Annotated in this window: 22 protein-coding genes; 9 read left to right on the top strand and 13 right to left on the bottom strand. The window is 72.3% G+C overall.

The features are described 5' to 3' along the window. Positions 1-143: 143 nt before the first annotated feature. Positions 144-233 (bottom strand): K(+)-transporting ATPase subunit F, encoded by a 90-nt coding sequence (gene kdpF / locus ABT123_RS33405; protein WP_037860493.1) that lies wholly within the window; start codon positions 231-233, stop codon positions 144-146. Between the two features lie 697 nt (positions 234-930). Here kdpF and ABT123_RS33400 point away from each other — a divergent pair. After that, positions 931-1755 (top strand): GNAT family N-acetyltransferase, encoded by an 825-nt coding sequence (locus tag ABT123_RS33400; protein ID WP_351321616.1) that lies wholly within the window; start codon positions 931-933, stop codon positions 1753-1755. A gap of 18 nt (positions 1756-1773) precedes the next feature. Here the strand turns inward: ABT123_RS33400 and ABT123_RS33395 are convergent, their stop codons facing one another. Further along, complete coding sequence (locus tag ABT123_RS33395; RefSeq protein ID WP_351321614.1) at positions 1774-3627, bottom strand: APC family permease; 1854 nt, start codon at positions 3625-3627, stop codon at positions 1774-1776. A gap of 199 nt (positions 3628-3826) precedes the next feature. Between ABT123_RS33395 and ABT123_RS33390 the strand changes: the two genes are divergently transcribed. Then, complete coding sequence (locus ABT123_RS33390) at positions 3827-4387, top strand: hypothetical protein (protein WP_351321612.1); 561 nt, start codon at positions 3827-3829, stop codon at positions 4385-4387. Here ABT123_RS33390 and ABT123_RS33385 read toward each other — a convergent pair. Continuing rightward, positions 4348-5001, bottom strand: coding sequence for a response regulator (locus ABT123_RS33385; RefSeq protein WP_502971136.1), 654 nt, complete (start codon positions 4999-5001; stop codon positions 4348-4350). The two genes, ABT123_RS33390 and ABT123_RS33385, sit on opposite strands and share 40 nt — an antisense overlap. Before the next feature lie 167 nt (positions 5002-5168). After that, the gene (locus ABT123_RS33380; RefSeq protein WP_351321608.1) at positions 5169-6029 is read right to left on the bottom strand and encodes a sensor histidine kinase; all 861 of its coding nucleotides are present in this window, start codon (positions 6027-6029) and stop codon (positions 5169-5171) included. Positions 6030-6180: 151 nt separating this feature from the next. Here ABT123_RS33380 and ABT123_RS33375 point away from each other — a divergent pair, with 151 nt between their 5' ends. The 5 genes from ABT123_RS33375 (at position 6181) to ABT123_RS33355 (ending at position 13441) form a co-directional block, all read left to right on the top strand. Continuing rightward, entirely contained in the window at positions 6181-6876 is a 696-nt protein-coding gene (locus ABT123_RS33375) for an ABC transporter ATP-binding protein (RefSeq protein ID WP_351321606.1), read from the top strand. Then, a complete protein-coding gene (locus ABT123_RS33370; RefSeq protein ID WP_351321604.1) occupies positions 6873-9182 on the top strand; it encodes an ABC transporter permease in 2310 nt (769 codons plus the stop codon). Before ABT123_RS33375 ends, ABT123_RS33370 begins: the two co-directional genes overlap by 4 nt. A gap of 94 nt (positions 9183-9276) precedes the next feature. Beyond that, positions 9277-11526 (top strand): MMPL family transporter, encoded by a 2250-nt coding sequence (locus ABT123_RS33365; protein ID WP_351321602.1) that lies wholly within the window; start codon positions 9277-9279, stop codon positions 11524-11526. Positions 11527-11531: 5 nt separating this feature from the next. After that, positions 11532-12722, top strand: a complete 1191-nt coding sequence (locus tag ABT123_RS33360; RefSeq protein WP_351321600.1) for a sensor histidine kinase — start codon at positions 11532-11534, stop codon at positions 12720-12722. Beyond that, positions 12719-13441 carry a response regulator gene (locus ABT123_RS33355; protein WP_351321598.1) on the top strand — a complete coding sequence of 241 codons (723 nt, stop codon included), beginning with the start codon at positions 12719-12721 and terminating at the stop codon, positions 13439-13441. Before ABT123_RS33360 ends, ABT123_RS33355 begins: the two co-directional genes overlap by 4 nt. Before the next feature lie 11 nt (positions 13442-13452). Here the strand turns inward: ABT123_RS33355 and codA are convergent, their stop codons facing one another. After that, positions 13453-14778, bottom strand: coding sequence for a cytosine deaminase (gene codA / locus ABT123_RS33350; RefSeq protein WP_351321596.1), 1326 nt, complete (start codon positions 14776-14778; stop codon positions 13453-13455). Between the two features lie 75 nt (positions 14779-14853). Further along, entirely contained in the window at positions 14854-15021 is a 168-nt protein-coding gene (locus ABT123_RS33345) for a hypothetical protein (RefSeq protein ID WP_351321594.1), read from the bottom strand. 78 nt (positions 15022-15099) lie between these two features. Between ABT123_RS33345 and ABT123_RS33340 the strand changes: the two genes are divergently transcribed. Beyond that, positions 15100-16914 (top strand): S9 family peptidase, encoded by a 1815-nt coding sequence (locus ABT123_RS33340; protein WP_502971134.1) that lies wholly within the window; start codon positions 15100-15102, stop codon positions 16912-16914. A 345-nt stretch (positions 16915-17259) separates the two neighbouring features. Next, positions 17260-18108 (top strand): SURF1 family protein, encoded by an 849-nt coding sequence (locus ABT123_RS33335; RefSeq protein ID WP_351321590.1) that lies wholly within the window; start codon positions 17260-17262, stop codon positions 18106-18108. On the opposite strand, the gene ABT123_RS33330 is transcribed toward ABT123_RS33335, so the two are convergent. From ABT123_RS33330 to ABT123_RS33300, 7 genes are all read right to left on the bottom strand, one after another. Continuing rightward, positions 18083-19297 carry a hypothetical protein gene (locus tag ABT123_RS33330; RefSeq protein ID WP_351321588.1) on the bottom strand — a complete coding sequence of 405 codons (1215 nt, stop codon included), beginning with the start codon at positions 19295-19297 and terminating at the stop codon, positions 18083-18085. The genes ABT123_RS33335 and ABT123_RS33330 overlap by 26 nt on opposite strands. Beyond that, positions 19294-20037 carry a SigE family RNA polymerase sigma factor gene (locus ABT123_RS33325; protein WP_502971132.1) on the bottom strand — a complete coding sequence of 248 codons (744 nt, stop codon included), beginning with the start codon at positions 20035-20037 and terminating at the stop codon, positions 19294-19296. Before ABT123_RS33325 ends, ABT123_RS33330 begins: the two co-directional genes overlap by 4 nt. A gap of 169 nt (positions 20038-20206) precedes the next feature. Next, complete coding sequence (locus ABT123_RS33320; protein WP_351321586.1) at positions 20207-21280, bottom strand: aspartate-semialdehyde dehydrogenase; 1074 nt, start codon at positions 21278-21280, stop codon at positions 20207-20209. Further along, positions 21277-22557, bottom strand: a complete 1281-nt coding sequence (locus tag ABT123_RS33315) for an aspartate kinase (RefSeq protein WP_351321584.1) — start codon at positions 22555-22557, stop codon at positions 21277-21279. The genes ABT123_RS33320 and ABT123_RS33315 overlap by 4 nt, the downstream gene beginning before the upstream one ends. Positions 22558-22700: 143 nt before the next feature. Further along, positions 22701-23354, bottom strand: coding sequence for a DUF5063 domain-containing protein (locus ABT123_RS33310; RefSeq protein ID WP_351321582.1), 654 nt, complete (start codon positions 23352-23354; stop codon positions 22701-22703). Beyond that, the gene (gene recR, locus ABT123_RS33305; protein WP_042816380.1) at positions 23347-23946 is read right to left on the bottom strand and encodes a recombination mediator RecR; all 600 of its coding nucleotides are present in this window, start codon (positions 23944-23946) and stop codon (positions 23347-23349) included. Before recR ends, ABT123_RS33310 begins: the two co-directional genes overlap by 8 nt. Before the next feature lie 56 nt (positions 23947-24002). Then, positions 24003-24347 (bottom strand): YbaB/EbfC family nucleoid-associated protein, encoded by a 345-nt coding sequence (locus ABT123_RS33300; protein WP_351321580.1) that lies wholly within the window; start codon positions 24345-24347, stop codon positions 24003-24005. Positions 24348-24473: the final 126 nt, after the last annotated feature.

The following is a 24473-nucleotide window of genomic DNA, read 5'->3' as shown; positions in this document are numbered from 1 at the left end:
TAGATCCACTTCTCGGGAGCGTAGTGCTTCTCCGAGGAGTAGACCTTGGCCATGTAGTCGCCCAGCGGGCGGTAGACGAGCGCCAGCACCACCACGAGGGCGAGGAGCTGGAGCACACCGGAAAGAACAGGACTCATCGGGGCTCAGAACCTCTCCGGGTACACGAGGGCGAGGACCAGATAGCCCAGCAGGGAGACGGCGACCACCAGGCCGACGACGTTCTCGACAGTCACAGCTTGGTCACCCCCTTGGCGACGAGTGCCACCAGCGCGAAGACCGCGATCGTGGTGGCGACGAAGGCCAGGTCGGCCATCGTGAGCTCCCGAAGAAGTAGAGAGGTATTGGGACAGCTAGAGGAAAGCGTGGATTCCGTCAGGTAAGCGGGTCCTTGACGGGGCCCATACGGCCGGGCGCTTCACTTTGACGGGACTCATACGCCGCCGTGCCTCGGTTGTGACCCGGCGAGATTCAGCCACCTCCGGCGCGGCTGTGGCGGTTCTCGGGCGGCATCAGGGGGGTGTCAATTACCCGCCGACCTCCTTGAGCGGGGACATCCCAGCCGGTTGTATGACGGACGTGAACAGCGGTCTGCGCCATGACGACCGGCCCCCTCATCCGGTGCCGCCGGTTCCGCACGCGCCCGCTGCTTCCGCACCGGCGGTGTAGGGCTTCCCAGCCGCACCCGTCGTGTGCCACGGCGCGCCCCGTCCGGGCCCGCCCACTGCCAACGGCCGCCGCCTGCCCATACCGGCGGCCGTTCCTCCCCCGTGCACAGCCCCACCGCGGTCGGGCCGTGCACGGGGCCTCCGTCCTCGTCGACGGCGCCCACCACGACCGGGGCCTGTGAGCCGCCGGTCCCAGCAGCCCCGTCAGCGGGGCGGCCCCCCGTCCGGGGCCGCCCCGCCGACGCCTCTTCAAGGGGTGTCACCCATGATCGAAATCCTGTCCCACGACGACCGGCTGCCCGCCCTCGCGGCCCGGTTTCCGACGGCCGCGGCCGGCCCGGGCGCGCTGGTCGAGCACGTGCTGGACACCGGCACCGGGCGCTGGTGGGCCGACCGGGTCGACCAGCCCCGGGTCCTTGCGGTGTCCTGCGGGGACCAGGTCCTGCTGCGTGGCGACCCGGAGGCGCTGGCTCTGGGGGCCCTGGCCCCCTTCGCGCTGAGCTATGTCGAAGCGCCCTCCCGGTTCGGCGGCGCCCTGTGGTCCGCGTTCGACCGGGTGACCCCGTGGGAGCGGATGGTCTACGTCCACCAGCAGCCGGCTGCGGCGCACCGGGTGCCGCGCGGGGTGACCGTACGGCGGCTGACGGCGGAGGACGCCCCCGCGCTCGCCGCATTCACCGGTGCAGGCGCGGGTACGGGCGGTTCCGGGGAGGTCGACGGATCCTGGATCCACAGCAGCTGGGGCCGCCCGGATCGGCTCGCCGCCACCGGATACGGCTGGGCCGCCTTCGCCGAGGGCCGCATCGCGGCCGTGGCCTGCACCCGCTTCCGCGGCAGCGCGTACGAGGACATCGCCGTACTCACCCACCCCGACCACCGGCGCCAACACCTGGCCCTGGCCTGCGTGGCCGGCCTGACCGGCGACATCACCGCGCGCGGCCGGACCGGCAGCTGGTGCTGCTCGCGGGACAACCGGGCGAGCCGGCTGCTCGCCTGGACCGCCGGATTCCGGCTCACCCGGGAGTACGTGCACCACGTGACGGGCCGCCCGGCCGTCCGCGGGGTCTCCGGTTCCAGGATCCCCGCGTGAGCGGCCGGGCGGTCTCCGCTAGTCCGTCGCGGACAGGCGGAAGCGGAGCCGGCAGATCACCGCGTCCGTGTCGCGGCGGACTGCGTGGGCCACGACGGCCCCGCGCTGGTTCTGGAGGATCCGCTGCCACAGGCGGGCCGGTTCCGCTTCCGGGATGAGGACCGTGACCCGGGTGCCGGGCTCCGTCTCGGCCAGCTTCCGTACGTACGCGGCGACCGGGCGGCCGACACTGCGCCGCTCGGACGGCAGCCGGACCAGCTCCACGCCCGGGTTCCACAGCGCCCAGTCGCGGGCCAGCGCCTCGGTCTGCACCCGGTCCTCGGGGTCGGGGTGGGCCACGGTCACCGCGCGCACCTCGTCGCCCAGCGACACGGCCGCGGTCAGGGCCTCACTGGTGAGCCGGGTGAGGGAGGAGACCGGGACGATGACCAGCGAGCGGTCCCGGTGCGGGGGTTCGGGGATGCGGCCGATGCCGAGCCGGACGCCGATCCTCGCGTACGCCCGGTGGACCGCCTCGAACGCGGCGACCAGCAGCGGAAGGGCGACGACGATCAGCCAGGCGCCGTCGTGGAACTTGGTGGCGGTGACGACGATGGCGCTGACGCCGGTGAGCAGCGCGCCGAGGCCGTTGAGCACCGTCTTGCCGACCCAGCGCGGGCCGCGCTCCTGCAGCCAGTGCAGGACCATGCCGGTCTGGGCGATGGTGAAGCCGACGAAGACTCCGATGGCGAACAGCGGAACGAGGGTGTTGGTGTCACCGCCGGAGAAGAGCAGCAGCGCGGCGGAGACGGCGGCGAGGGCGAGCACCCCGTGGCGGTGGACCTGCCGGTCGGCCTTGAGACCGAAGACGTGCGGCAGGTAGTTGTCCCGGGCCAACAGCTTGAGCAGCACGGGGAGGCCGCCGAAGGAGGTGTTGGCGGACAGCGCCAGCAGCACCATGGTGGCGAACTGGACGACGTAGAAGCCGATTCCGTGGCCGAGCGAGGCGTCGGCGAGCTGCGCGAGGACGGTGACGCCCTCGACGGGCTGGAGGCCAAAGCGGGAGATCAGCACCGCCAGACCGATGAGCATGACGCCGAGGACGGCGCCCAGGGCCACCTCGGCGCGCTGGGCGCGGCGGGCGGCGGGGGACCGGAAGGACGGGACGGCGTTGGCGATCGCCTCGACGCCGGTCAGGGCGGAGCAGCCGGACGCGAAGGCCTTGAGCAGGAGCAGGGCGCCGACGGTGGTGGCGTTTTCGGAGAGGACGGAGGCGTGGCCGGCGGCGGCCTCGACCGAGACCGGGGCGTCCCGGAACAGTCCGACGACGATCAGCACCAGGATCGAGGCGATGAAGATGACGGTGGGAGCGATGAACGCCTTCGCCGAATCGACGATTCCGCGCAGGTTGACGGCGGTGATCAGGACCAGGACGACCAGGCAGATCCACAGCCGGTGGCCGAACAGCTCCGGGAAGGCCGAGGTCAGCGCGGCGACACCGGCGGTGACGGCGACCGCCACGTTGAGGACGTAGTCCAGGACCAGGGAGGCGGCGGCGACCAGGCTGGTGCGCCGGCCGAGGTGCGCCTTGGCGACCGCGTAGCTGCCGCCGCCGTCCGGGAAGGCCGCGATGACCTGGCGGTACGAGGCCACGAGGACGGCCAGCAGCGCGGCGATCGCGAAGGTGACGGGGAGCGTGAAGCCCAGCCCGTGCGCGCCTGCCGCTGCCAGGACCAGCACGATGGCCTCGGGTCCGTAGGCGACGGATGCCATGGCGTCCAGCGACAGGGCGGCCAGACCGGTGACGGCGGTCAGCTTGTGGCGCGCTCCGGTATCGGGGGGTTCCTCGGCGGTGGGCTTCGCAGCCGCAGGCTCGGTCGTCAGGACGGACATCTTCGGTGTTCCCTTTCGTGGCACGTCCGCCCAGGGTGTTCCCGCGATCCGGCCGCTTGCCTGTTCCACACGCCTTCTTGACGCAGAACCCCAGGGTTCTGACGCATCCTTGACGCGGCATCCGGGAGTCATCAGGAACGCGTCAATGAGCTGTCAGGATCACTCGGCCGGTCCGCCGGGAGCTCCTAGCGTCCCGTCCATGGAACGAGGCTGCGCAGTTCCGGGTCCGGACGAGGCGGACGAACCTCCCGGACCCGTCGTGTACGACGCCCACTGGCGGGGCGAGCGGCGGACCGCGATCGGGGTGGCGGCGCTGTTACTCGCCATGCTCCTGGGCGTCGATGCCGGGGCGGGGCGGCTGACGGTGGTCCGTGGCCTCGTCTGGACCGGTCTGGCCGTCCTGTTGTTCGTGGTGCTGCTGCCGCCGCTGGTCTCGGCGGCGCCCGGCCGGCTGAGCTCGCGCGGGCTGTTCACCCGGCGCACCGTCCGGACCGACCGGCTGATCTCCGTACGGTGGGTGGACGGTGTCGCCCAGCGGCTGGTCCTGCGGGACGATGACGGCCACCGCGTGGAGGTGGACCCGAACGTCCTGGTGCGCAATCCGGCACTCTGGCGCCGGTTCGACCGGGACGCCCGCGGTTCCCTCGAGCGCGGTCTGCTGCTGTGCGGGGCGATCGCGATCGCCCAGCTCGCCGGCCGTGTGGGCGCGAGGGGGACGGATCAGTCCGTGTCTCCGGGGGAGACCAGACCCGTCTCGTAGGCCAGCACCACCGCCTGGGCGCGGTCGCGGAGGCCCAGTTTGGCGAAGATGCGGGCCACGTGGGTCTTCACCGTGGCCTCGCTGAGGTGCAGGGCCTGGGCCAGCTCGCCATTGGACAGGCCGCGGCCCATCAGGGTCAGGACCTCGTGTTCGCGGGGGGTGAGATCGGCCAGGTCCCGGTGCACCCGAGGAGGCGCGGCGGCGCGCGGCCGGGGGCGGGCGGAGCTCGGTCCGGGTGCGGCTCCCGCGTCCGATCCGGCATAGCGCTCCACCAGACGGCGGGTGATGGACGGGGCGAGCAGGGCGTCTCCCGTGCCGACCAGGCGGATGGCCGCGGCCAGATGGTCGGAGGTGACGTCCTTGAGGAGGAAGCCGCTGGCGCCGGCCGCGAGCGCGGCATAGACGTACTGGTCGAGGTCGAAGGTGGTCAGCATGATCACCCGGCAGCCCCGGTCCTGGGCGAGGATCCGGCGGGCGGCCTCCAGGCCGTCCATCCCAGGCATCCGGATGTCCAGCAGGACCACGTCGGGGCGGAGTCTGCGGGCTGCCGCCACGGCCGCGGCGCCGTCCGCCGCCTCGGCCACCACGTCGATGCCGCGGGCGGTCAGGATCATGCGGAAGCCGGTGCGGACCAGTTCCTGGTCGTCGGCGATCAGGACCCGGGGCGCGGGCTCGGCGGCGGGGGCGTCGGTGCCGGTGTTGGCGTTGGCGTTGGCGTTGGCCTTGGCGTCGGTGCTGGTCCTGGTTCCGGTTCCGGGGTGCGCGGGCGGGGTGGGGGTGCTCATGGCCGGTCCAGGGGCAGCCGGGCGCGGACGCGGTAGCCGCCACCGAGACGGCGCCGGGCGTCGAGGTCCCCGCCGTAGACGGCGACCCGTTCGCGCAGACCGGTCAGGCCGTGGCCGGCGCCCTCGGCCCGCGGTGTGGTCCGGCGGGCCGCCCGGGGCGGGGCCGGGCGGGCGGGGCCGGTCAGGACGCTGGGGCCGTCGTTCAGTATTTCGACGCGGAGGTAGTGCTCGGCATAGCGGACGGTCACTTCGGCTTTCGCTCCGTCTCCGTGTTTGAGGGCGTTGGTCAGGGCCTCCTGGACGATCCGGTACGCCGTGACGTCTATCCCGGGCGGCAGCGGGCGCGGCTCCCCCGCTATCCGGACCTCGACGGGCAGGCCGGCGAAGCAGATCCGGTCTATCAGCGGACTGAGCCGGCTGAGGCTGGGCTGCGGGGAGAGGTCCGGGCTCGCCGCGCCGTACGGCTCGTCCGTGCCGTCCTGTGCGGGGGCGAGCAGGCCGAGCAGATGGCGCAGCTCGGTCATGGTGGTGCGGCCGGCGGTCTCGACGGCGCGCATGGCTGCCGCCGCCTCGTCCGGCAGGGTGGCGAGCACCTCGCGGGCCGCCCCGGCCTGCACCACCATCAGGCTCACGTTGTGGCTGACGATGTCGTGGAGTTCGGCCGCGATGCGGGCCCGTTCGGCATCGACCGCGGTCCGCGCGGCGCTCTCCCGCTCCCGCTCCAGCAGCCAGCTCCGTTCCTCGATGGCGGCCCGCTGCTGCCGCCTGGCCCGGGCCAGGGCAAGGCCGAGCCAGGCCGCGGCGGCACCCATGGTCACCACCGCGACGGCCAGCAGGCCCGCATACGAAATCGACACTCCGTCAGCCTCGCAGCCGCGGGCAAGATCCGCATCCACCTGTGGATCGTCAACCCGGCGGACGAGCTCGTACATCCCCGGGATGAGGGGCGGTTGGGGATACACCCGGGGAGGGACGCACGGGTTCGGAGGCCGCTCCTACCGTCGAGACATGACTGAGCAGCAGGTCGTCGTCAAGCTGGACGGCGTACACAAGGAGTACGGCGATGCGAAGGCCCTCGACGGGGTCTCGCTGGAGATCCGGGCCGGGGAAGCGGTTGCCGTGATGGGGCCCTCGGGCTGCGGCAAGTCCACCCTGCTCAACATGGTCGCCGGGCTGGACCGGCCGACCTCGGGCACGGTGCAGGTGCACGGCCGGGATCTGGGCGAGCTGAACGAGACGGGGCTGGCCCTGTTCCGCCGGCGGAACGTCGGCATGATCTTCCAGTTCTTCAATCTCATCGACGACCTGCCGGCCCTCGACAACGTGGCACTGGCCGCCCAGCTGACCGGAACCGCCGCCCGGCAGGCCCGGCGCCGCGCCCTCGAACTCCTCGACGAGCTCGGGGTGGCCGACCGCCGGGACGCCTATCCGGCGACCCTCAGCGGCGGCGAGCGGCAACGGGTCGCGGTGGCCCGGGCCTTGATGAACCGTCCGGCGCTGCTGCTGGCCGACGAACCGACCGGCGCGCTGGACAGCCGCTCGGGCGAGCAGGTGATGGACCTGCTGATCGACCTGAACCAGATAGGCCAGACCCTGCTGATCGTCACCCACGACCCACAGCTGGCCACCCGCTGCGCGAGCCGGCTGATCGAGTTCGCCGACGGCCGGCTGGCCCGCGAGAGCTCGCTGGAGACGACCCGATGAGCGCGGTGTGGCGGGCCTCGCGGGGCGCGGTGAAGCGCCGCCGACTGCAGACCGTGGTCATCGGCCTGGTCGTGCTGTGCTCCACCGTGACGGTGCTGCTTGCCCTGACCCTGCTCGGTGCCGCCTCCGGCCCGTTCGACCGGATGTACGCCGAGCAGCGCGGCGCGCACATCGTGGCCACGTACGACGCGGCGAAGACCACCGGGCCGCAGTTGGCGGAGACCGCCCGGCAGCCCGGGATAGAGGCCGCCGCCGGGCCCTTCGGCCAGGTGATGCTGGAGGTACCCGAGGGCCGACTGTGGGGTCCCGGGGGACAGCTCTCCGTAGTGGGCCGGGCGGATCCGGCGGGGCCGGTGGACAGGCTCCGGCTGCTGCAGGGCCGCTGGGCCACCGCGCCTGGCGAGATCGTCGTCAACTGGTCCATACAGGGCACGCCCAACGCCGAGTTGCTGGGGACGAAGCTGCCCGTCCCCGGCGCACCGCCGCTCAGCGTGGTCGGGTTCGCCGTCAGTGCCAGCCATTCGGCCGGTGCCTGGGTGACTCCCGAGCAGATGGCCGCGCTGCATCCGACGGGCGGCCAGATGCTGTACCGGTTCACCGATGCGGCGACGGACCGGGAGGTCGAGGCCGGGCTGGCGAAGGTCACCGCCGGGCTGCCCGAAGGCGCGCTGACCGCCGCCCAGTCCCACCTGGCGCTGAAGCGGGCCTTCTCCGAACTGGCCGGTGCCCTCCTCCCCTTCATGACGGTGTTCGGTGTGCTCGGCCTGGCCGTGTCGGTGCTGATCGTGGGGAACGTGATCAGCGGTGCGGTGGTCTCCGGGTACCGGCACATCGGGGTGCTCAAGGCGCTCGGCTTCACCCCGAACCAGGTGGTCGCGGTGTATCTGACGATGGTGTCCGTACCGGCCGCCGTCGGCAGCGTCCTGGGCACCCTGTGCGGCACCCTGCTCGCCGAACCCGTGCTGCAGATGGCCTTCTCCGGCGTGGAGACCGGGCAAGCCGCCATCGGACTCGACCCGTGGATACCGGTCGGCTGCCTGCTGGGCATGCCCGCGCTGGTGCTCGTCACCGCGCTGGTCCCCGCCCTGCGGGCGCACCGGCTGTCGGCCGCCCGGGCGATCACCGCGGGCAGCTCGCCCCGGACCGGCGGTCGCGGGCTGGGCGTCCAGCGCCTGCTGAGCGGCAGCCGCCTGCCGCGCGCCCTCAGCCTGGGCCTGGGGCAGCCGTTCGCGCGCCCGGCCCGCACCCTGATGACCATGGCCGCGATCGTGCTCGGCGTGACCACGGTGACCCTGACCACCGGGCTGACCGCGACCATCATGGCCGTCGGCCAGGGAGCCGGGGACAGTGGCGGCCCGCGGGTGCAGGTCGACGTCGGCCGGGCCTCGGGGGGCCGGACACCGCCCGCGCTGGGCGATGCCGGGATCGAGGCGCTGCTGCGGTCGCTGCCCGGCGCGCAGGGGGTGACGGCCCGGGCCCTCACCGAGGCCGGCATCGTCGGGCGCACCGAACCCCGGTTCCTCGACTTCTACCGCGGGGAGAACCCGCCCGAGGCCGAGCGCGTCGTGGAGGGCAGGTATGTGCAGGGCGCCGGCGAAGCGGTGGCCGGGCCGCCCTTCCTGACCCGGCACGGACTGAAGGTCGGCGACCGGATCACCCTGAACGTAGGGGGCCGGCGGGCGGAGGTGACCCTCGTCGGACAGCTCATGTCGGGCAACCAGCGTGCGCTGACCGTCTCATGGGACACCCTGGCGGCCCTGGCGCCCGACCTGCGGCCCATCGAGTACACCGTGCAACTGGCGCCGGGCACCGATGCGAAGGCGTACGGGAAGGCGGTCGAGGCGGCCGACCCCGGCCTGTATCCGAGGACCCTCGGCAACTCGAACTCGGTCACCACCTCGATCGTCGGCTTCTCCACGGTGTTCACCGTCCTGCTGTCCGCCGTCGCGGCGCTCGGTGTCTTCAACACCGTGCTGCTGAACACCCGGGAGCGGCGCCGGGACCTGGGGATGCTCAAGTCGATCGGAATGACCCCGCGGCAGGTCGTGGCAATGACCGTGGCATCGGTGGCAGCAGTGGGCGCGGTCGCCGGACTGCTGGGGATACCCATCGGAATGGCCGCCCACCGGCTGCTGGTGGACCACGTCGGCATCATCCGGTTCCCCGAGTCCATGAAGGACGTCTGGCACGCCCCGCAGCTGGCCGGACTGGCCCTGGCCGGAGTGGGGATCGCGGTCCTCGGCGCGCTGCTGCCCGCCCGCTCGGCGGCCCGCCTCACCATCGCCACGGTGCTCCACACCGAGTAGGCGGGCCGGCGCCCGGGGTCCACCGACCGGTGGACCCCGGGTTCCACCGGCCGAGCCTGTCGGCCGGCATGCCCCGTTGACCAGCATGTTCCGTATGACGAATCTTCCTGTGCGCATGGCTCGTCGGAGCGCCGAACGCCCCTGGCGGGCGATCGTCGGCTGGCTTCTCTTCGTAGCGCTCTGCCTGGGCTCCGGCATCGCGATCGGCGGCAACCCGGCCGCCAGCGAGGACTTCCGGATCGGCGAGGCCGGCCGGGCCGAGGCCATCGCGGCCGAGGGCGGTCTCCAGCAGCGGCCCCTGGAGCGGGTCCTGATCCAGGCCGCGCCCGGCAGCGGCCCCCTCGACCGCGCCGCCGCGGACGCCGCCGCCCGGGACACCGTCCAGCGGATGCGGAAGCTGCCCGAGGTGCTGTCGGTGGCCGAGCCGGTGCCGGCCGCCGACGGCTCCGCCGTCCGGGTCGACGTCACCATGAAGGGCGCCGAGTTGGACGGCAAGAAGAACGTCGACCCGCTGCTCGCCCAGACCGCCGCGGTCCAAGCGGCTCACCCCGGGCTGTGGGTGCAGGAGGTGGGCAGCCCCTCCATCGGCAAGGGCGTCGACAAGCTGCGCGGCGACGACCTCGCCCGCACCGAGGTGATCGCCCTGCCGGTCACCCTGATCACCCTGCTGTTCGTCTTCAGCTCCGTGATCATGGCCATCGTGCCGCTGCTGCTGGCGCTCACCTCGATCATCGCCGCCGTGGGCCTGTCGATGCTGGCCTCGCACCTCTTCCCCGACGCCGGCGTCGGCACCAACATCATCCTGCTGATCGGCCTGGCTGTCGGCGTCGACTACACGCTCTTCTACCTCAAGCGGGAGCGCGAGGAGCGGGCCCGGGCCGGCGGTCGGCTCAGCTCCGGGGCCCTGGTCGAGCTCGCCGCCGCCACCTCCGGCCGGGCCGTGGTCGTCTCCGGTCTCGCCGTCGCCGTCTCCAGCGCCACCCTCTACCTCGCCGACGACGTGATCTTCTCCTCCATCGCCACCGGCGCGATCGTCGTCACCCTGGTCGCCGTGGTCAGCTCCCTCACCGTGCTCCCCGCCCTGCTGGCCACGCTCGGCGAGCGCTCCGAGCGCCGCAAGGCCCGCAACGAAGCCCGCAAGAAAGCCCGCGCCGCCGCCCGCGGCAGGACCCCCAAGGTCCGGCGCCCGAAGACCGGCGGCAACCGGATCACCGACGCCGTCCTGCGCCCCACCCGCAAGCACCCGCTCGCCACCCTCGCCACCGCCACCCTCGCGCTGCTCGCCCTGGCCCTGCCGCTGCTGAACCTCAACCTGACCGAGATGAGCCGCGAGACCCACTCCCGCGCCATCCCCGCCATGCAGACCTATGACCGGCTGACGGCCTCCTACCCCGAGCTCAAGTCCACGCACCAGGTCGTCGTACGAGCCGACGCCGAGCGCACCGACGAGGTGGCCGCCGAGCTCCGCCGGCTCGCCGACCGCGCCCGGACCGACGCGGCCGTCACCGGCACCCCGGTCCTGCGCACCTCCCCGGACGGCCGGATCAGCCTGCTGGAACTGTCGGTCCCGCACTTCATCAGCTCCGACACCGCCGTGGCCTCCCTGAAGTCCCTGCGCGAGACGCACATACCGGCCACCGTCGGCCGGCTGCCCGGCACCGAGACCGCCGTGACCGGCGATGTCGCCCGCTCCCAGGACTACCCGGCGCACCAGAAGCGGAAGCTGCCGCTGATCATCGCCGCCCTGCTGCTGGTCACCTTCGCCATGACCGTGTGGGCCTTCCGCTCCGTGGTCCTCGGCCTCATCGGCATCGCACTGAACCTGCTCTCCGCCGCCGCCTCGCTCGGCGTGCTGGTCCTGGTCTTCCAGTACGAATGGGCCGAGGGAATCCTCGACTTCGACTCCACCGGTTCGATCGGCTCCCGGGTCCCGCTGTTCCTCTTCGTGATCCTCTTCGGCCTGTCCATGGACTACCAGGTGTTCGTGATCAGCCGGATCAGGGAGGCCGCGCTGAACGGCGTACCCACCCGGCAGGCGGTCATCGACGGCATCCGCAGCTCGGCCGGCGTGGTCACCAGCGCCGCCGTGGTGATGGTGACGGTGTTCGCCAGCTTCGCCGCCCTGCACCTGATCGAGATGAAGCAGATCGGCTTCAGCCTGGCCGTGGCCGTCCTCCTCGATGCCTTCGTCATCCGGATCCTGATCCTGCCCTCCCTGATGCTGCTGCTCGGCGAGGCCAACTGGTGGCCGTCCCGAGGCGTGCGGCGGGCCCGCCGAAGCGCCGCGCCCATAGCCAACGCCAACGCCGACACCGACGCCCGCCGGGCCGTGAACGTACGCTGAATCGCATGGAGCAACGGCCGCAGCGCACCGCCAGGTTGACCGTCCGTACGTTCCACCTCTGGTACTCGGCGGTCTGGGTGCTGCTCGGTCTCGCCCCCTCGGCGATCAGCCTGCGCAACGACCACGGTCCGGGCCTGTACGCCTCGATGGCCGTGCTGGCCGTCCTGGCCGCCGGGTACGCGTCGGTCCGGCTCCGCCTCGCGGAGCCGGTGCTGCCGCCCGGGGCCTGGCTGGTGCTGCTGGCCCTCGGCGTGGGGGCGATGGCGGCCCTGCCCGGCGGCGGCGCGGCCCTGTTCATCGTCTCGCTCCCGCAGTTCTGGATCCACGCCCCGTCCCCGCGGGCCGCGATCGGACTCAGCGGGGCCGCCGCCGGGGCCACCGTGGCCGGCACCCTCCTGCACCCCATCGACTCCCCCACCGGGAACACGGCGTTCACAGTGGCCGGCTACCTCGCCGGGGTGCTGCTGGGTCTGCTGGTGCACCGGCTGCAGGAGGACGGCGAGGAACGGGCGGGCCGGCTGGGCGCCGAACTGGAAGGTGCCCGGCAGCGGTTGGCTGAGGCGCACCGGCAGCAGGGCGCGGCGGAGGAGCGGGAGCGGATGGCCCGGGAGATCCACGACACCCTGGCCCAGGGCTTCGCCTCCATCATCGTGCTGGCGGAGGCAGCCCGTTCGGCCCTGGCCGCCGACCCGGAGCGGACCGCTCAGCAGCTCCGGTCGATCGAACAGACCGCCCGGGAGAACTTCGCCGAGGCCCGGGTGCTGGTCGGCTCCGCCCCGCAGAGCGGCCTCACCCCGGGCCCGGTGGTCGGCACCCTGCGCCGCACGCTGGAACGTTTCGCCCAGGACACCGGCCTCACCGTCGACGCCGACCTCCCCCCGGACGTCGACTGCGACCAGCAGACCCGGATCGCCCTGCTCCGCTGCACCCAGGAATCCCTCGCCAACGTCCGCAAGCACGCCGATGCGAGCACCGTGGGCGTGGTCCTCACCCAGCACCCGTACGCCATCGAGCTGGAAATCACCGACGACGGGCGGGGGTTCGTGGTCGAGGACTCGCGCGGCTTCGGCCTGGACGGCATGCGCAAGCGGCTCGCGGAGCTCGGCGGAGAACTGACCGTCACCAGCTCGGTCGGGGACGGCACCCGCATCCTCGCCACCCTGCACACCACCCACCGGAAGGGCAGCCTGACATGACACCCGGAACCGCCGCAGCCGCCGGAACCGCCGACGCACCCCTGCGGGTCGTCGTGGTCGACGACCACACCGTGATGCGGGCCGGAGTCGTCGCCCTGCTCGCAGCCGAACCTTCCATCACGGTGGTCGCCGAGGCGGACAACGGCCGGGAAGCGGTCGGGCTCGTCGCGTCCCTGGCCCCCGACGTGGTCCTGATGGACCTCCGGATGCCGGTCATGGACGGGGTCGCCGCCACCGCCGAGATCATGTCCGGGACGGCAGGGACGGCAGGGACGGCAGGGACTGCCAGGACAGCCGGGACGGCCGTGACCCGGGTGCTGATCCTCACCACCTACGACACGGACGCGGAGATCGAGCGGGCCGTCGAAGCCGGTGCGATCGGCTACCTCCTGAAGGACACCACCCGCGAACAGCTCGTCGATGCGATCCGCTCGGCCGCCCGCGGCGAGACCGTACTGGCCCCGCGGGTCGCGGAACGCCTGGTCGCCCGGATGCGCCGGCCGGCCCCGGTGGTGCTGACCGCCCGCGAGGTGGACGTCCTGACCGCGGTCGCGGACGGCCTGTCCAACGCGGACATCGGCAGGCGCCTGGTGATCGCGGAGGCCACGGTGAAGACCCACCTACTGCGCGTCTTCGCCAAACTCGACGTCAGCGACCGCACGCACGCGGTGGTCGTCGCCATGGACCACGGCCTCCTCCCCCGCCGGAGCCGGCAGTAATAACTCCGGGATCACTCCGGGCGCGGGCGGGCGGAGCGGCTGAAGTCCACGTCCGCCGGCTCCTCCCCCGGCCAGCTCAGCCGCGTCGGCGCATCCGGGGTCCGCGCCACCACCCGGCCGCGCGAGACGACGTACCGCGGCCGGACCTGCCGGCGGATCGCCTCGGCCGGCGACGGGGCGGGCAGCAGCACGAAATCGGCCGGGCTGCCCGGCCGGATGCCGTACTCCTCCGAGATGCCCAGCACCGCCGCCGCCCGGTCGGTGACCATCGAGAACGCCGTCGGGATCTCGTCCGCCCCCGTCAGCTGCGCCGCGTACAGCCCGACCAGCGCCGTCTGCAGCGGATTCCCGGTACCCAGGGCGTTCCACGGGTCCATCACATCGTCATGCCCGAAGGCCACATTCACCCCCGCCGCCAGCATCTCCTTCACCTGGGTGAGACCGCGCCGCCTGGGATAGCCGTCAAAACGGCCCTGCAAGTTGAGGTTGGCGAACGGGTTGGCCACCAGATTGATGCCCGAACGGGCCAGCAGCCGCTGCAGCTTGTGGCTGTAGGCGCCGTTGTACGAGCCCATGGCCGTGGTGTGCGAGGCCGTCACCCGCTCCCGCAGCCCGGACCGCAGCGCCAGTGCGGCCACCACCTCCACGAAACGGGACTGCTCGTCGTCGATCTCGTCGCAGTGCGCGTCCACCCGCAGCCCGTGCTGCTCGGCCAGCGCGAACGCCAGGTGCAGCGAGGCCACCCCGTCCTCCCGGGTGTCCTCGAAGTGCGGGATCGCCCCCACCACGTCCGCGCCCCGGGCGACCGCCTCCCGCAGCAGCTTCTCGCCCCCCGGGAACGACACGATGCCCTCCTGCGGGAAGGCGACGATCTGCAGGGTCAGAACATCCCGGACCCGGTCCCGGACCTCCGCCAGCGCATCGAGGGCCACCAGCCGGGCGTCCGTCACATCACAGTGCGTACGGACATACAGCACCCCCTGGGCCGCCTGCCAGCGCAGCACCTCGGTGGCCCGGGCGACCACGTCCTCCCGGGTCAGGGTCCGCTTCCGCTCGCTCCAGCAGGCAATGCCCTCCCACAGCGTCCCGGACGCATTGGGGCGCGGCTCGCCCGCCGTCAGGGCCGTGTCCAGATGGATGTGCGGTTCCACGAAGGGGGCGCTGAGCAGCTCCCCGCGCGCCTCGATCAAGGTCCCGGTTTCGGGCGGCTCGCGCTCGTCGTCGTGCGGGATCACCTGCGCGACATGACCGCCCTCGGCCACCTCGACATCGACCAGACCGGGCGCGACCCGGCCGTCCCCTGTATGGAGCCGGGCGCCTCGGACGATCAGCAGCATGGCTCCACGATACGGCGGCGCACCCGGACCGCGACCGCATCACACCGCCGCAGACCGGGTGGACCGGTGCCGGACTCAGCCGCGTTTGGCCTGAGCCTTCTGCTGCATGCCCCTCGTCTTCGCGGAGACGGACTGCACATCCCTGAACGCAGCCTTGGCACGCGCCTCGGCCGCCGTGTTCTTCGCCATCGCACGCTCTGAATCCTGGTGGCCTGACCTGCCGGAACGAGCCTTCTTGGCCATGATCACTCCTCCTCGGAGCACTCGAGGGGCGTACCCGTCCACTCTCCCCCCGTTCGGCCCAGTCGGCATCCCGACACAATGGAGGGCATGACCACCCACGAGATGACCGACTCCGCGATGCCCGACTGGGAAAAGCGCTTCCGCGCCCCGCGCGTGGGCCTGCCCGAATGGGCGGAAGACGCCCCGGACCGCTCGCTCTTCGTCTCGAACGCGACCGGCACCTACGAGCTCTACGCCTGGGACCGCGCCACCGGAACCCGCCGGCAGGCCACCGACCGCCCCAACGGCACCACCGACGGCACCCTCTCCCCCGACGGCGAGTGGATCTGGTGGTTCTCCGACACCGACGGCGACGAGTTCGGCACCTGGGTGCGCCAGCCCTTCGCGGGCGGCGACGACCTGCCCGCCACCCCCGGACTGGAGCCCTCCTACCCGGCCGGCCTCGCCATCGGCCGCGACGGCACGGCGGTCGTCGGCCGCTCCACCGACGAGGACGGCACCACCCTCCACGTCTGCCGCGGCGACGGCACCGCACCCGTCGAGATCTACCGGCACCGCGAATCCGCCGGCGTCGGCGACCTCAGCCATGACGGCACCCTGCTCGCCATCGAGCACACCGAACACGGCGACGCCATGCACTCCGCGCTCCGCGTCGTCACCCTCGACGGCACGACCGTCGCCGAACTCGACGACTCCAAGGGCGGCACCGAGGAGCTCGGGCTCGAAGTCCTCGGCTTCGCACCCGTCGCCGGCGACACCCGCCTCCTCATCGGCCACCAGCGCCGAGGCCGCTGGGAGCCGATGATCTGGGACGTGGCCGCCGGCACCGAGGAAGAGCTCGCCGTCGACCTGCCCGGCGACGTCGGCGCCGAGTGGTACCCGGACGGCAGCGCCCTGCTCATCGCGCACAGCCGCGAGGCACGCAGCGAGCTGTGGCGGTACGACCTCGCCGGCCGCTCCCTCGAACGGGTCGACACACCGGCCGGCACCGTCTCCGGCGCCACCGCCCGCCCCGACGGCACCGTCGAATACCTGTGGTCCTCCGCCGCCGAGCCCTCCTCCGTACGGTCCACCGCCGGCGGCATCGTGCTCGACGCGCCCGGCATGACGGCCCCCGGCTCGGTTCCGGTCGAGGACGCGTGGGTGGACGGCCCCGGCGGGCGCATCCACGCCCTCGTCCAGCGGCCCGTGGGCCACGGCGACGGCCCCTTCCCCACCATCTTCGAAATCCACGGCGGGCCGACCTGGCACGACAGCGACGCCTTCACCGCCACCCCCGCCGCCTGGCTCGACCACGGATTCGCCGTGGTCCGCGTGAACTACCGCGGCTCCACCGGCTACGGCCGCGAATGGACCGACGCGCTCAAGTACCGCGTCGGCCTGATCGAACTGGAGGACATCGCAGCCGTCCGCGCATGGGCCGTCTCCTCCGGGCTGGCCGACCCGGCACGGCTGGTGCTGTCCGGCGGCTCCTGGGGCGGCTACCTCACCCTGCTCGGACTGGGCACCCAGCCCGAGGCCTGGGCCATCGGGCTCGCCGCCGTACCCGTCGCCGACTACGTCACCGCCTACCACGACGAAATGGAAGCGCTGAAGGCCCTGGACCGCACGCTGTTCGGCGGCACCCCCGAAGAGGTCCCCGACCGGTTCGCCGCCTCCTCCCCGCTCACGTACGTGGACGCGGTCCGCGCGCCCGTGTACATCGCGGCCGGGGTGAACGACCCGCGCTGCCCGATCCGCCAGATCGACAACTACGTGGACCGCCTGGCCGCACGCGGCGCGGTCCACCAGGTCTACCGCTATGACGCGGGGCACGGGTCGTTGGTGGTGGACGAACGGATCAAGCAGGTCCGCATGGAACTCAACTTCGCCCTCGCGCACCTCTCTATTTAGGGCTCGGTTCGCCTCCGGGGGCGCTTCTGCCGAGCTCACAGGGTCGTGCGTCCTCGAAAACCGCTCGTTCCTCGCGGTTTTCTCCGGGCGCTCGACCCTGTTCCCTCGGCGCGCCCCCTTCGGCTCACTCGCCCGCGCAGGCTGCGGGGACTCGGGACAAGGGGCTGCGAGATCTCGGGACGAAGGGGCTGCGAGGACTCGGGAGGAGGGGCTCCGGAGGGGCGGGACTTGGGACGAAGGGGCTGCGAGGACTCGGGAGAGGGGGCTCCGGAGGGGCGGGACCGAGGAAAGGGAGGTGCGGGACCCGCGGGTCGGGGTCGGGGTGTGGGCCCGTACCGTGGAGGGGTGCACCGGTTTCTGCTGACCCCGCGGTGGTGGGGGATCAACGTCTTCGTCGTGCTGGCCGTCCCCGTCTGTCTGTTCATGGGGTCGTGGCAGCTCGGCCGCTTCGAGGACCGCGTCGACACCCACCGGGAGGTCACCGCCGAACGGCCGGGCGGCCAGGCCGCGGCGCCGCTGGACTCGCTGCTGCCGGTGGACAAGAAGACCTCCGGCCGACTGGCCGCCGCCTCCGGGGAGTACGCCGAGCAGTTCCTGGTGCCCGAGCGGCAGCTGGACGGCAAGTCCGGCCACTACGTGCTGACCCTGCTCAAGACCGACGGCGGCAAGGTGCTGCCCGTGGTCCGCGGCTGGCTCCCCGGGGCCGCCGACGCCAAGGCCGCTCCGGCCCCGCCCACCGGCCGGGTCGAGGTCACCGGTGCCCTCCAGTCCGCCGAGAACTCCGGGACCAAGGGGGTCCACGCGGCCGGCGGCCTGCCGGCCGGCCAGCTCGGGGTGATCGGCGCGCCCTCGCTGGTGAACCTGGTGCCGTACGACCTGTACGACGCCTGGGTGACCGTACAGACCGGCACCGACGGCATGACCCCGGTCCCCGCCGCCGCCCCCGCCAACACCGGCCTCGACCTGAAGGCCTTCCAGAACCTGGGCTACACCGGCGAGTGGTTCGTTTTCGCCGCGTTCGTCCTGTTCATGTGGTTCCGCCTGTACCGGCGCGAGGTGGAGGCCATCCGCGATGCGGAGGCCGGCCTGGTCCCGGCAGAGGCCGAGCAGGTCCCGGCCGAGCCGACCCCGGCAGCGGGATCCGCCGCCGGGACCGTCGCAGCCTCGGCTACTGCCCCGAGTCGACCGGAATGACGCCGGTCGCGTAGATCGTCCCGCTGCCACACGCCGACGGGATCGAGGTCTGCGCCACCGGAGCCCCGGGCTCCGCAGTGTGCGTGACCTCCAGGCCCGTGGTGGCCGGCGTCGAACCGCCGTCCAGCGGATCCGAGTCCGTCACCCCGTCCGCACTGCCGGTCGCGCCCGCCGGGGGCTCCCCCGGGGTGTCCGCGCCGGTCTGGGCCGGCGGGGTGGTGGTGGTGGTGGTCGTGGCCGGACAGCTCTCGGTTGCCGGCACCCAGGCGAACTGCACCTCGTACGCCGTATTCGGCGTCAGCATCAGCGAGGGCGCCGCGGCCGATGCCGGGGGCAGGCCGGTCGCCGGGTCGTCCTCCGTGTGCGCCACCACCGGCACCAGGGGCTGCCCCGGCGAGCCCGGCGCCGGGGCCACCGTCAGGCTGCCCGCGCCGCTCACCACACAGCCCTGTCCGGACAGGTTGGTGACCCGGAACGTGCCGTAGACCTTGCCGTCCGCGTCCGGGGTACGGGTGTCCGAGACCGCGCCCAGCTGACCGGCGCTGCAGGCGGGTGCCGCGGCGCCCGCCGCCGGGGGCTTCGGGCGCTTGCCCTTGCCCTTGCCGGTCGCGGTGCCCCCGGAGGACGCCCCTGCGGAGCCGGACGTTCCGCCCGTCGCCGCGCTCCCGCGCTCCGGCGGTTCCGGCTGGCCCTTGCCGCGGTCCGGCTTGCTCTCCCCGGCTTCCCCGTCCTCCGTGTCCTTGCCGCCCTTGCCCTTGGTGGACGGCTTGGGGCTCTTGGACTTGCCGAGGCCGGGCCGGGCGAGGTTCGGGTCGCCGGCGAGACCGCCGGTCTGGCCCGCACTGTCGTGGCCGTGCCCGGCGACGGCCGCGGTGTCCCGGGCCTGGTCCGGGCTCCCCGTGAGGTGCAGCAGCGTCGGAATGCCGGCCCCGGCCAGCACCACCATGGCTGACGCTCCGATGAGTGCCTGCCGCTTGCGGGCCCGCCGCCGCGGGACGGCGACCCGCAGCCGCTCCAGCGCATCCTCGGAGGGCTCCAGCCCGCCGACGGCCCCCTGCAGCATCGACCGCAGCGCGAGCTCCTCGGCCGCGACGCCGCCTGCGCCCCCGCCTGCGACGCCCCCGCCCGGTTCGCCCCCGCCCGGTTCGTCGCCGCCGGCGCCGGTCCTGTTGTTCGGTTCGGTCGTCATGCCTGGGCCTCCATCGCCACCCGCAGCGCGGCAATGCCCCGCGATCCGTACGCCTTCACCGAGCCCAGGGATATCCCGAGCGTCTCGGCGACCTGGGCCTCCGTCATGTCCGCGAAGTACCGCAGCACCAGGACCTCGCGCTGCCGCCGCTGCAACCCGCGCATCGCCTTGATCAGGTCGTCCCGCTCCAGCTGGTCGTACGCCCCCTCCTCCGCGCTCGCCATGTTCGGCATCGGCTTGGAGAGCAGCTTCAGACCGAGGATGCGGCGGCGCAGCGCGGAACGCGAGAGGTTGACCACCGTCTGGCGCAGGTACGCCAGGGTCTTCTCCCGGTCGCGCACCCGGCTGCGGGCCGAGTGGACCCGGATGAACGCCTCTTGGACCACGTCCTCGCAGGATGCGGTGTCGTCGAGGAGCAGCGCGGCCAGACCGAGCAGCGAGCGGTAGTGCGTGCGATAGGTCTCGGTGAGGTGGTCGACCGTGGTGCCCGCGACGACGTCTCCGTCAGCGGCCACTGCTGCCACTGCTGTTGCGGCTGCCGCGGGTCCGGTGCCGTCGAGGCGGTCCGTCCGGTCGGCGCCTGCTCTCGGAGCCGGCACTCGGCCGCCCCGGGTCGTTGAAGTTCCAGCTGTCGCCTCGGGCACGATCACCGGGAAGCCGCCGGGCGTGCGTGAGCGCGGGCGCGCCGGGACGAATCCGGTGCGCACCGGTACTGCGAAGTCGAGTAGTGCCTCTGCCACGCCAGTTGGACACGCGTCCCCCCGTCAGGGTTGTACGCGCGAGGCATCCTCACCAGCAATTCACCTATTGCCCTCATGCGTACCCGCTCTTCCCGATTGCCCCATCCGTCCAGGCGGCAGTCGGGCCATCACCTTGATCAAGGGATCAGTGATGATCCTACAAAGCGATTTACGCGAGTTCACCCACGATCAGTTCCGCAATCTGGGCGGCATTCAGTGCGGCCCCCTTGCGCAGATTGTCGGCGCACACGAAGAACTCCAGCGCGTACCGGTCGTCCAGCGAGCCGCGCACCCGCCCCACCCAGGCCGGATCGGTGCCCGCCGCGTCCGCCGGCGTCGGGAACTCGCCCGCGGCCGGGTCGTCGACCAGCACCACCCCGGGCGCGGTCTCCAGGATCTCCCGGGCCGCCCGCGCGTCCACCCGCTGCTCGAACCGGGCCCGGACGGTCAGCGAATGGCCCGTCACCACCGGCACCTGCACACAGGTGACGGAGACCTTGAGGGATGTCAGGTCCAGGATCCGGCGGGTTTCGGCGCGTACCGCCAGCTCGTGCGAGGACCATCCGTCCTCCCGCAGATCACCGGACCAGGGCACCACATTGAGGGCCAGCGGAGCGGCGAACGGCCCGGTGTCCTCGCCGACGGCCCGCCGTACGTCCCCGGGCGCCTCGCCCAGTGCGGTGCCCGCGACCAGCGACAGCTGACGGCGCAGCGCCTGGCTGCCGGCCCGGCCGGCCGCGCCGGCCGCCTGGTACGAGGAGACGGTCAGCTCGACGAGGGAGAACCCGGCGTGCAGCGCACCGACCGCGGCGATCATCGCCGCGGTCACACAGTCCGGCCCGGCCACGATCCCGCGCGGCCTGATCCGCGCCGCGTGGCCATTGACCTCGGGCACCACCAGGGGCACCTCGGGGTCCTGCCGGAAGGCGGCGGACTGGTCGACGACCACCGCGCCGCGGGCGGTGACCACCGGAGCCCAGCGGGCCGAGACCTCCGCCGGGGTGAGGAAGAGCACCACGTCGCCGGGGCCGAGGCCGTCGAAGGCGTCCTCGGTGAGGGCGAGCACCTCGGTCTCCTCCCCGCGCACGGCCAGCCGGCGGCCGGCCGAGCGCGGGGAGGCGATCAGGCGTATGTCACCCCAGACGTCCGCCCTGGTCGGCAGGATCTGGAGCAGTACGGAACCGACTGCTCCGGTCGCCCCCACCACGGCGAGCGCCGGGGCGGACGACCGGTTCGCGGTCATCGGCCGGTGCCTCCGTAGACGACGGCCTCGTCGCTGTCGGAGTCCAGGCCGAAGGCCGTGTGCACGGCGCGGACGGCCTCGTTGACGTCGTCCTGGCGGGTCACCACCGAGATGCGGATCTCCGAGGTGGAGATCAGCTCGATGTTGACGCCCGCGTCGGACAGCGCCTGGAAGAAGGAGGCGGTGACCCCCGGGTTGGTCTTCATGCCCGCGCCGACCAGGGAGATCTTGCCGATCTGGTCGTCGTAGCGCAGGGAGTCGAAGCCGATCGCGGCCTTCGCCTTCTCCAGGGCCTCGATGGCCTTGTGGCCCTCGGTCTTGGGGAGGGTGAAGGAGATGTCCGTCAGGCCGGTGGAGGCCGCCGAGACGTTCTGCACGATCATGTCGATGTTGATCTCGGCGTCCGCGATGGCGCGGAAGATCGCCGCGGCCTCGCCCGGCTTGTCCGGGACCCCGACGACGGTGATCTTGGCTTCGGAGACGTCGTGGGCGACTCCGGAGATGATGGCGTGCTCCACCTGCTCGTCCCCTTGCGACTCGGGCTTTTCGTTGCTGACCCAGGTGCCCGGCAGTCCTGAGAAGGACGAGCGTACGTGGATCGGGATGTTGTAGCGGCGCGCGTATTCCACGCAGCGGTGCAGGAGCACCTTGGAGCCGGAGGCGGCCAGCTCCAGCATGTCCTCGGAGGAGATCCAGTCGATCTTCCGGGCCTTCTTCACCACGCGCGGGTCGGCGGTGAACACGCCGTCCACGTCGGTGTAGATCTCGCACACCTCGGCGTCCAGCGCCGCCGCCAGGGCCACGGCGGTGGTGTCGGAACCACCGCGTCCGAGGGTGGTGATGTCCTTGCTGTCCGCCGACACACCCTGGAAGCCGGCCACGATGGCGATGTTGCCCCCGTCCAGCGCGGTGCGGATCCGGCCCGGCGTGACATCGATGATGCGCGCTTTGTTGTGGACCGAGTCGGTGATGACGCCTGCCTGGCTGCCGGTGAACGACTGGGCCTCGTGGCCCAGGTTTTTGATCGCCATGGCCAGCAGGGCCATGGAGATCCGCTCTCCGGCGGTCAGCAGCATGTCGAATTCACGTCCGGCAGGCATCGGGGATACCTGCTCGGCGAGATCGATCAGCTCGTCCGTCGTGTCGCCCATCGCCGACACCACGACGACCACCTGGTGGCCGTTCTTCTTGGCATCGACGATCCGCTTGGCGACGCGCTTGATGCCCTCGGCATCGGCTACGGAGGAGCCTCCGTACTTCTGCACGACAAGGCCCACGTGCGCTCCTCGCTCAATCCAGTACTGCGGTCGCGGGCCAGTCTAACGAGCGCCCGGAATCTGACCTTCACGTACCACATCATGAGACGTTCCGTTCATCCCATGATCACGCAGAGTATGCGCTCCGAAGCCGGGGACACCCTCTAGGCGCGCGGGCGGCCCAGGCCGCCGAGTTCCTCGGCCATCACCCGCCCCGCCTGCTCGGCCAGGTCGTCCTCGGCCAGGTCCTCGTCTGTGTCCAGCCCGTCCAGCTCCTGCAGCGGCTGGTCCAGCCGGACGTGCGCGACCAGCGACTGCAGGGCCCGCAGGGTGGCCGAAGCGGTGGAACCCCAGTTGGAGAAGTACGAGAACTGCCACCACCACAGCGCCTCGGTGGTCCGCCCGGCCCGGTAGTGGGCCAGCCCGTGCCGCAGATCCGCCACCACGTCCGCGAGATCGTCCGAGATCCGGTGGGCGACCGGCGCCTTGCGCGGCTCGTACGGGTCGAAGACCTCGGAGTACACGTCCACCGGGTCCAGCAGGTACGCGAACCGCTCCCGCAGCTCGTCCACGTCCGGCTCCGGGCCGAGGTCCGGCTCGTACCGCTCGTCGGGCAGGACGTCCTGGTACGCGCCCAGCCGGCCGCCCGCCAGCAGCAGCTGGGAGACCTCCAGCAGCAGGAACGGCACCGCGCTGTCCGGGTCCTCGCCCTTGGCCACCTCGGTGACCGCGACGATGAAGGACTCGATCTGGTCGGCGATCTGGACGGCGAAGTCGTCCGGATCCTGGCCCAGGGCGTGCAGCGTTGCGTCAGACATCGAGAAGTCGCCTTCCTTCAAAGGCCCGCCCGAGCGTGACCTCGTCCGCGTACTCCAGGTCTCCCCCGACGGGGAGCCCGCTGGCCAGGCGGGTGACCTTCAGGCCCATGGGCTTGATCATGCGGGCGAGGTAGGTGGCGGTGGCCTCGCCCTCCAGGTTCGGATCCGTGGCCAGGATCAGCTCGGTGACCGTGCCGTCCGCGAGCCGCGCCAGCAGCTCCCGGATCCGCAGGTCGTCCGGGCCCACCCCCTCGATCGGGCTGATCGCCCCGCCGAGCACGTGGTACTTGCCCCGGAACTCACGCGTCCGCTCGATCGCGACCACGTCCTTGGGCTCTTCCACCACGCAGATCACCGTGGCATCGCGGCGCGGGTCACGGCAGATGCCGCACCGTTCCTCCTGCGCCACGTTCCCGCAGACCGCACAGAACCGGACCTTCTCCTTGACCTCCAGCAGCGCGTGCGCCAGCCGGCGCACGTCCGTCGGCTCGGCCTGAAGGATGTGGAAGGCGATCCGCTGCGCGCTCTTGGGCCCGACGCCGGGCAGCCTGCCCAGCTCGTCGATCAGGTCCTGAACCACGCCTTCGTACAACGGACTGCCTTCTTCCTACGTCGTCTGATGGAGCCTGAGCCCGAGGGCCGGAGGGGTCAGAACGGGAGGCCGGGGATACCCGACCCGCCGCCCAGACCCTGGGCCAGCGGACCCAGCTTCTGCTGCTGGAGCTGCTGCGCATTCTCGTTGGCCGCCTGGACGGCCGCCACCACCAGGTCGGCGAGGGTTTCCGTGTCCTCCGGATCGACCGCCTTCGGGTCGATCATCAGGGCCAGGAGCTCGCCGGAACCGGTGACGGTCGCCTTCACCAGCCCACCGCCGGACTGCCCCTCGACCTCGGCCGCCGCCAGGGCCTCCTGCGCCGCGGCGAGATCCTGCTGCATCTTCTGGGCCTGCTGGAGCAGCTGCTGCATGTTGGGCTGGCCACCACCGGGAATCACGGTTCACTCCTACGTTCCACTGCCGGGTCGGTCAAACCGAGCCTACGGCTTCACCGCCCCCTGCGCCCTACGCCGTGAGGACCAACTCTTTCGAGTGAGAGATACGGCGCGCATCTACCTGATCAA

This window comes from Streptomyces sp. NPDC002054, assembly GCF_040296685.1.
GTDB lineage: Bacteria > Actinomycetota > Actinomycetes > Streptomycetales > Streptomycetaceae > Streptomyces.
The sequence above is the reverse complement of the archived record's forward strand: the minus strand, read 5'-3'. Positions and strand labels throughout refer to the sequence as shown.

Excerpts from the sequence above, each read along its gene's own strand:
- ABT123_RS33400 (WP_351321616.1), top strand. The coding sequence starts at position 931 with ATGATCGAAATCCTGTCCCACGACGACCGGCTGCCCGCCCTCGCGGCC.
- ABT123_RS33395 (WP_351321614.1), bottom strand. The coding sequence starts at position 3,627 with ATGTCCGTCCTGACGACCGAGCCTGCGGCTGCGAAGCCCACCGCCGAG.
- ABT123_RS33390 (WP_351321612.1), top strand. The coding sequence starts at position 3,827 with ATGGAACGAGGCTGCGCAGTTCCGGGTCCGGACGAGGCGGACGAACCT.
- ABT123_RS33385 (WP_502971136.1), bottom strand. The coding sequence starts at position 5,001 with ATGATCCTGACCGCCCGCGGCATCGACGTGGTGGCCGAGGCGGCGGAC.
- ABT123_RS33375 (WP_351321606.1), top strand. The coding sequence starts at position 6,181 with ATGACTGAGCAGCAGGTCGTCGTCAAGCTGGACGGCGTACACAAGGAG.
- ABT123_RS33370 (WP_351321604.1), top strand. The coding sequence starts at position 6,873 with ATGAGCGCGGTGTGGCGGGCCTCGCGGGGCGCGGTGAAGCGCCGCCGA.
- ABT123_RS33365 (WP_351321602.1), top strand. The coding sequence starts at position 9,277 with ATGACGAATCTTCCTGTGCGCATGGCTCGTCGGAGCGCCGAACGCCCC.
- ABT123_RS33360 (WP_351321600.1), top strand. The coding sequence starts at position 11,532 with ATGGAGCAACGGCCGCAGCGCACCGCCAGGTTGACCGTCCGTACGTTC.
- ABT123_RS33355 (WP_351321598.1), top strand. The coding sequence starts at position 12,719 with ATGACACCCGGAACCGCCGCAGCCGCCGGAACCGCCGACGCACCCCTG.
- codA (WP_351321596.1), bottom strand. The coding sequence starts at position 14,778 with ATGCTGCTGATCGTCCGAGGCGCCCGGCTCCATACAGGGGACGGCCGG.
- ABT123_RS33345 (WP_351321594.1), bottom strand. The coding sequence starts at position 15,021 with ATGGCCAAGAAGGCTCGTTCCGGCAGGTCAGGCCACCAGGATTCAGAG.
- ABT123_RS33340 (WP_502971134.1), top strand. The coding sequence starts at position 15,100 with ATGGAGGGCATGACCACCCACGAGATGACCGACTCCGCGATGCCCGAC.
- ABT123_RS33330 (WP_351321588.1), bottom strand. The coding sequence starts at position 19,297 with ATGACGACCGAACCGAACAACAGGACCGGCGCCGGCGGCGACGAACCG.
- ABT123_RS33320 (WP_351321586.1), bottom strand. The coding sequence starts at position 21,280 with ATGACCGCGAACCGGTCGTCCGCCCCGGCGCTCGCCGTGGTGGGGGCG.
- ABT123_RS33310 (WP_351321582.1), bottom strand. The coding sequence starts at position 23,354 with ATGTCTGACGCAACGCTGCACGCCCTGGGCCAGGATCCGGACGACTTC.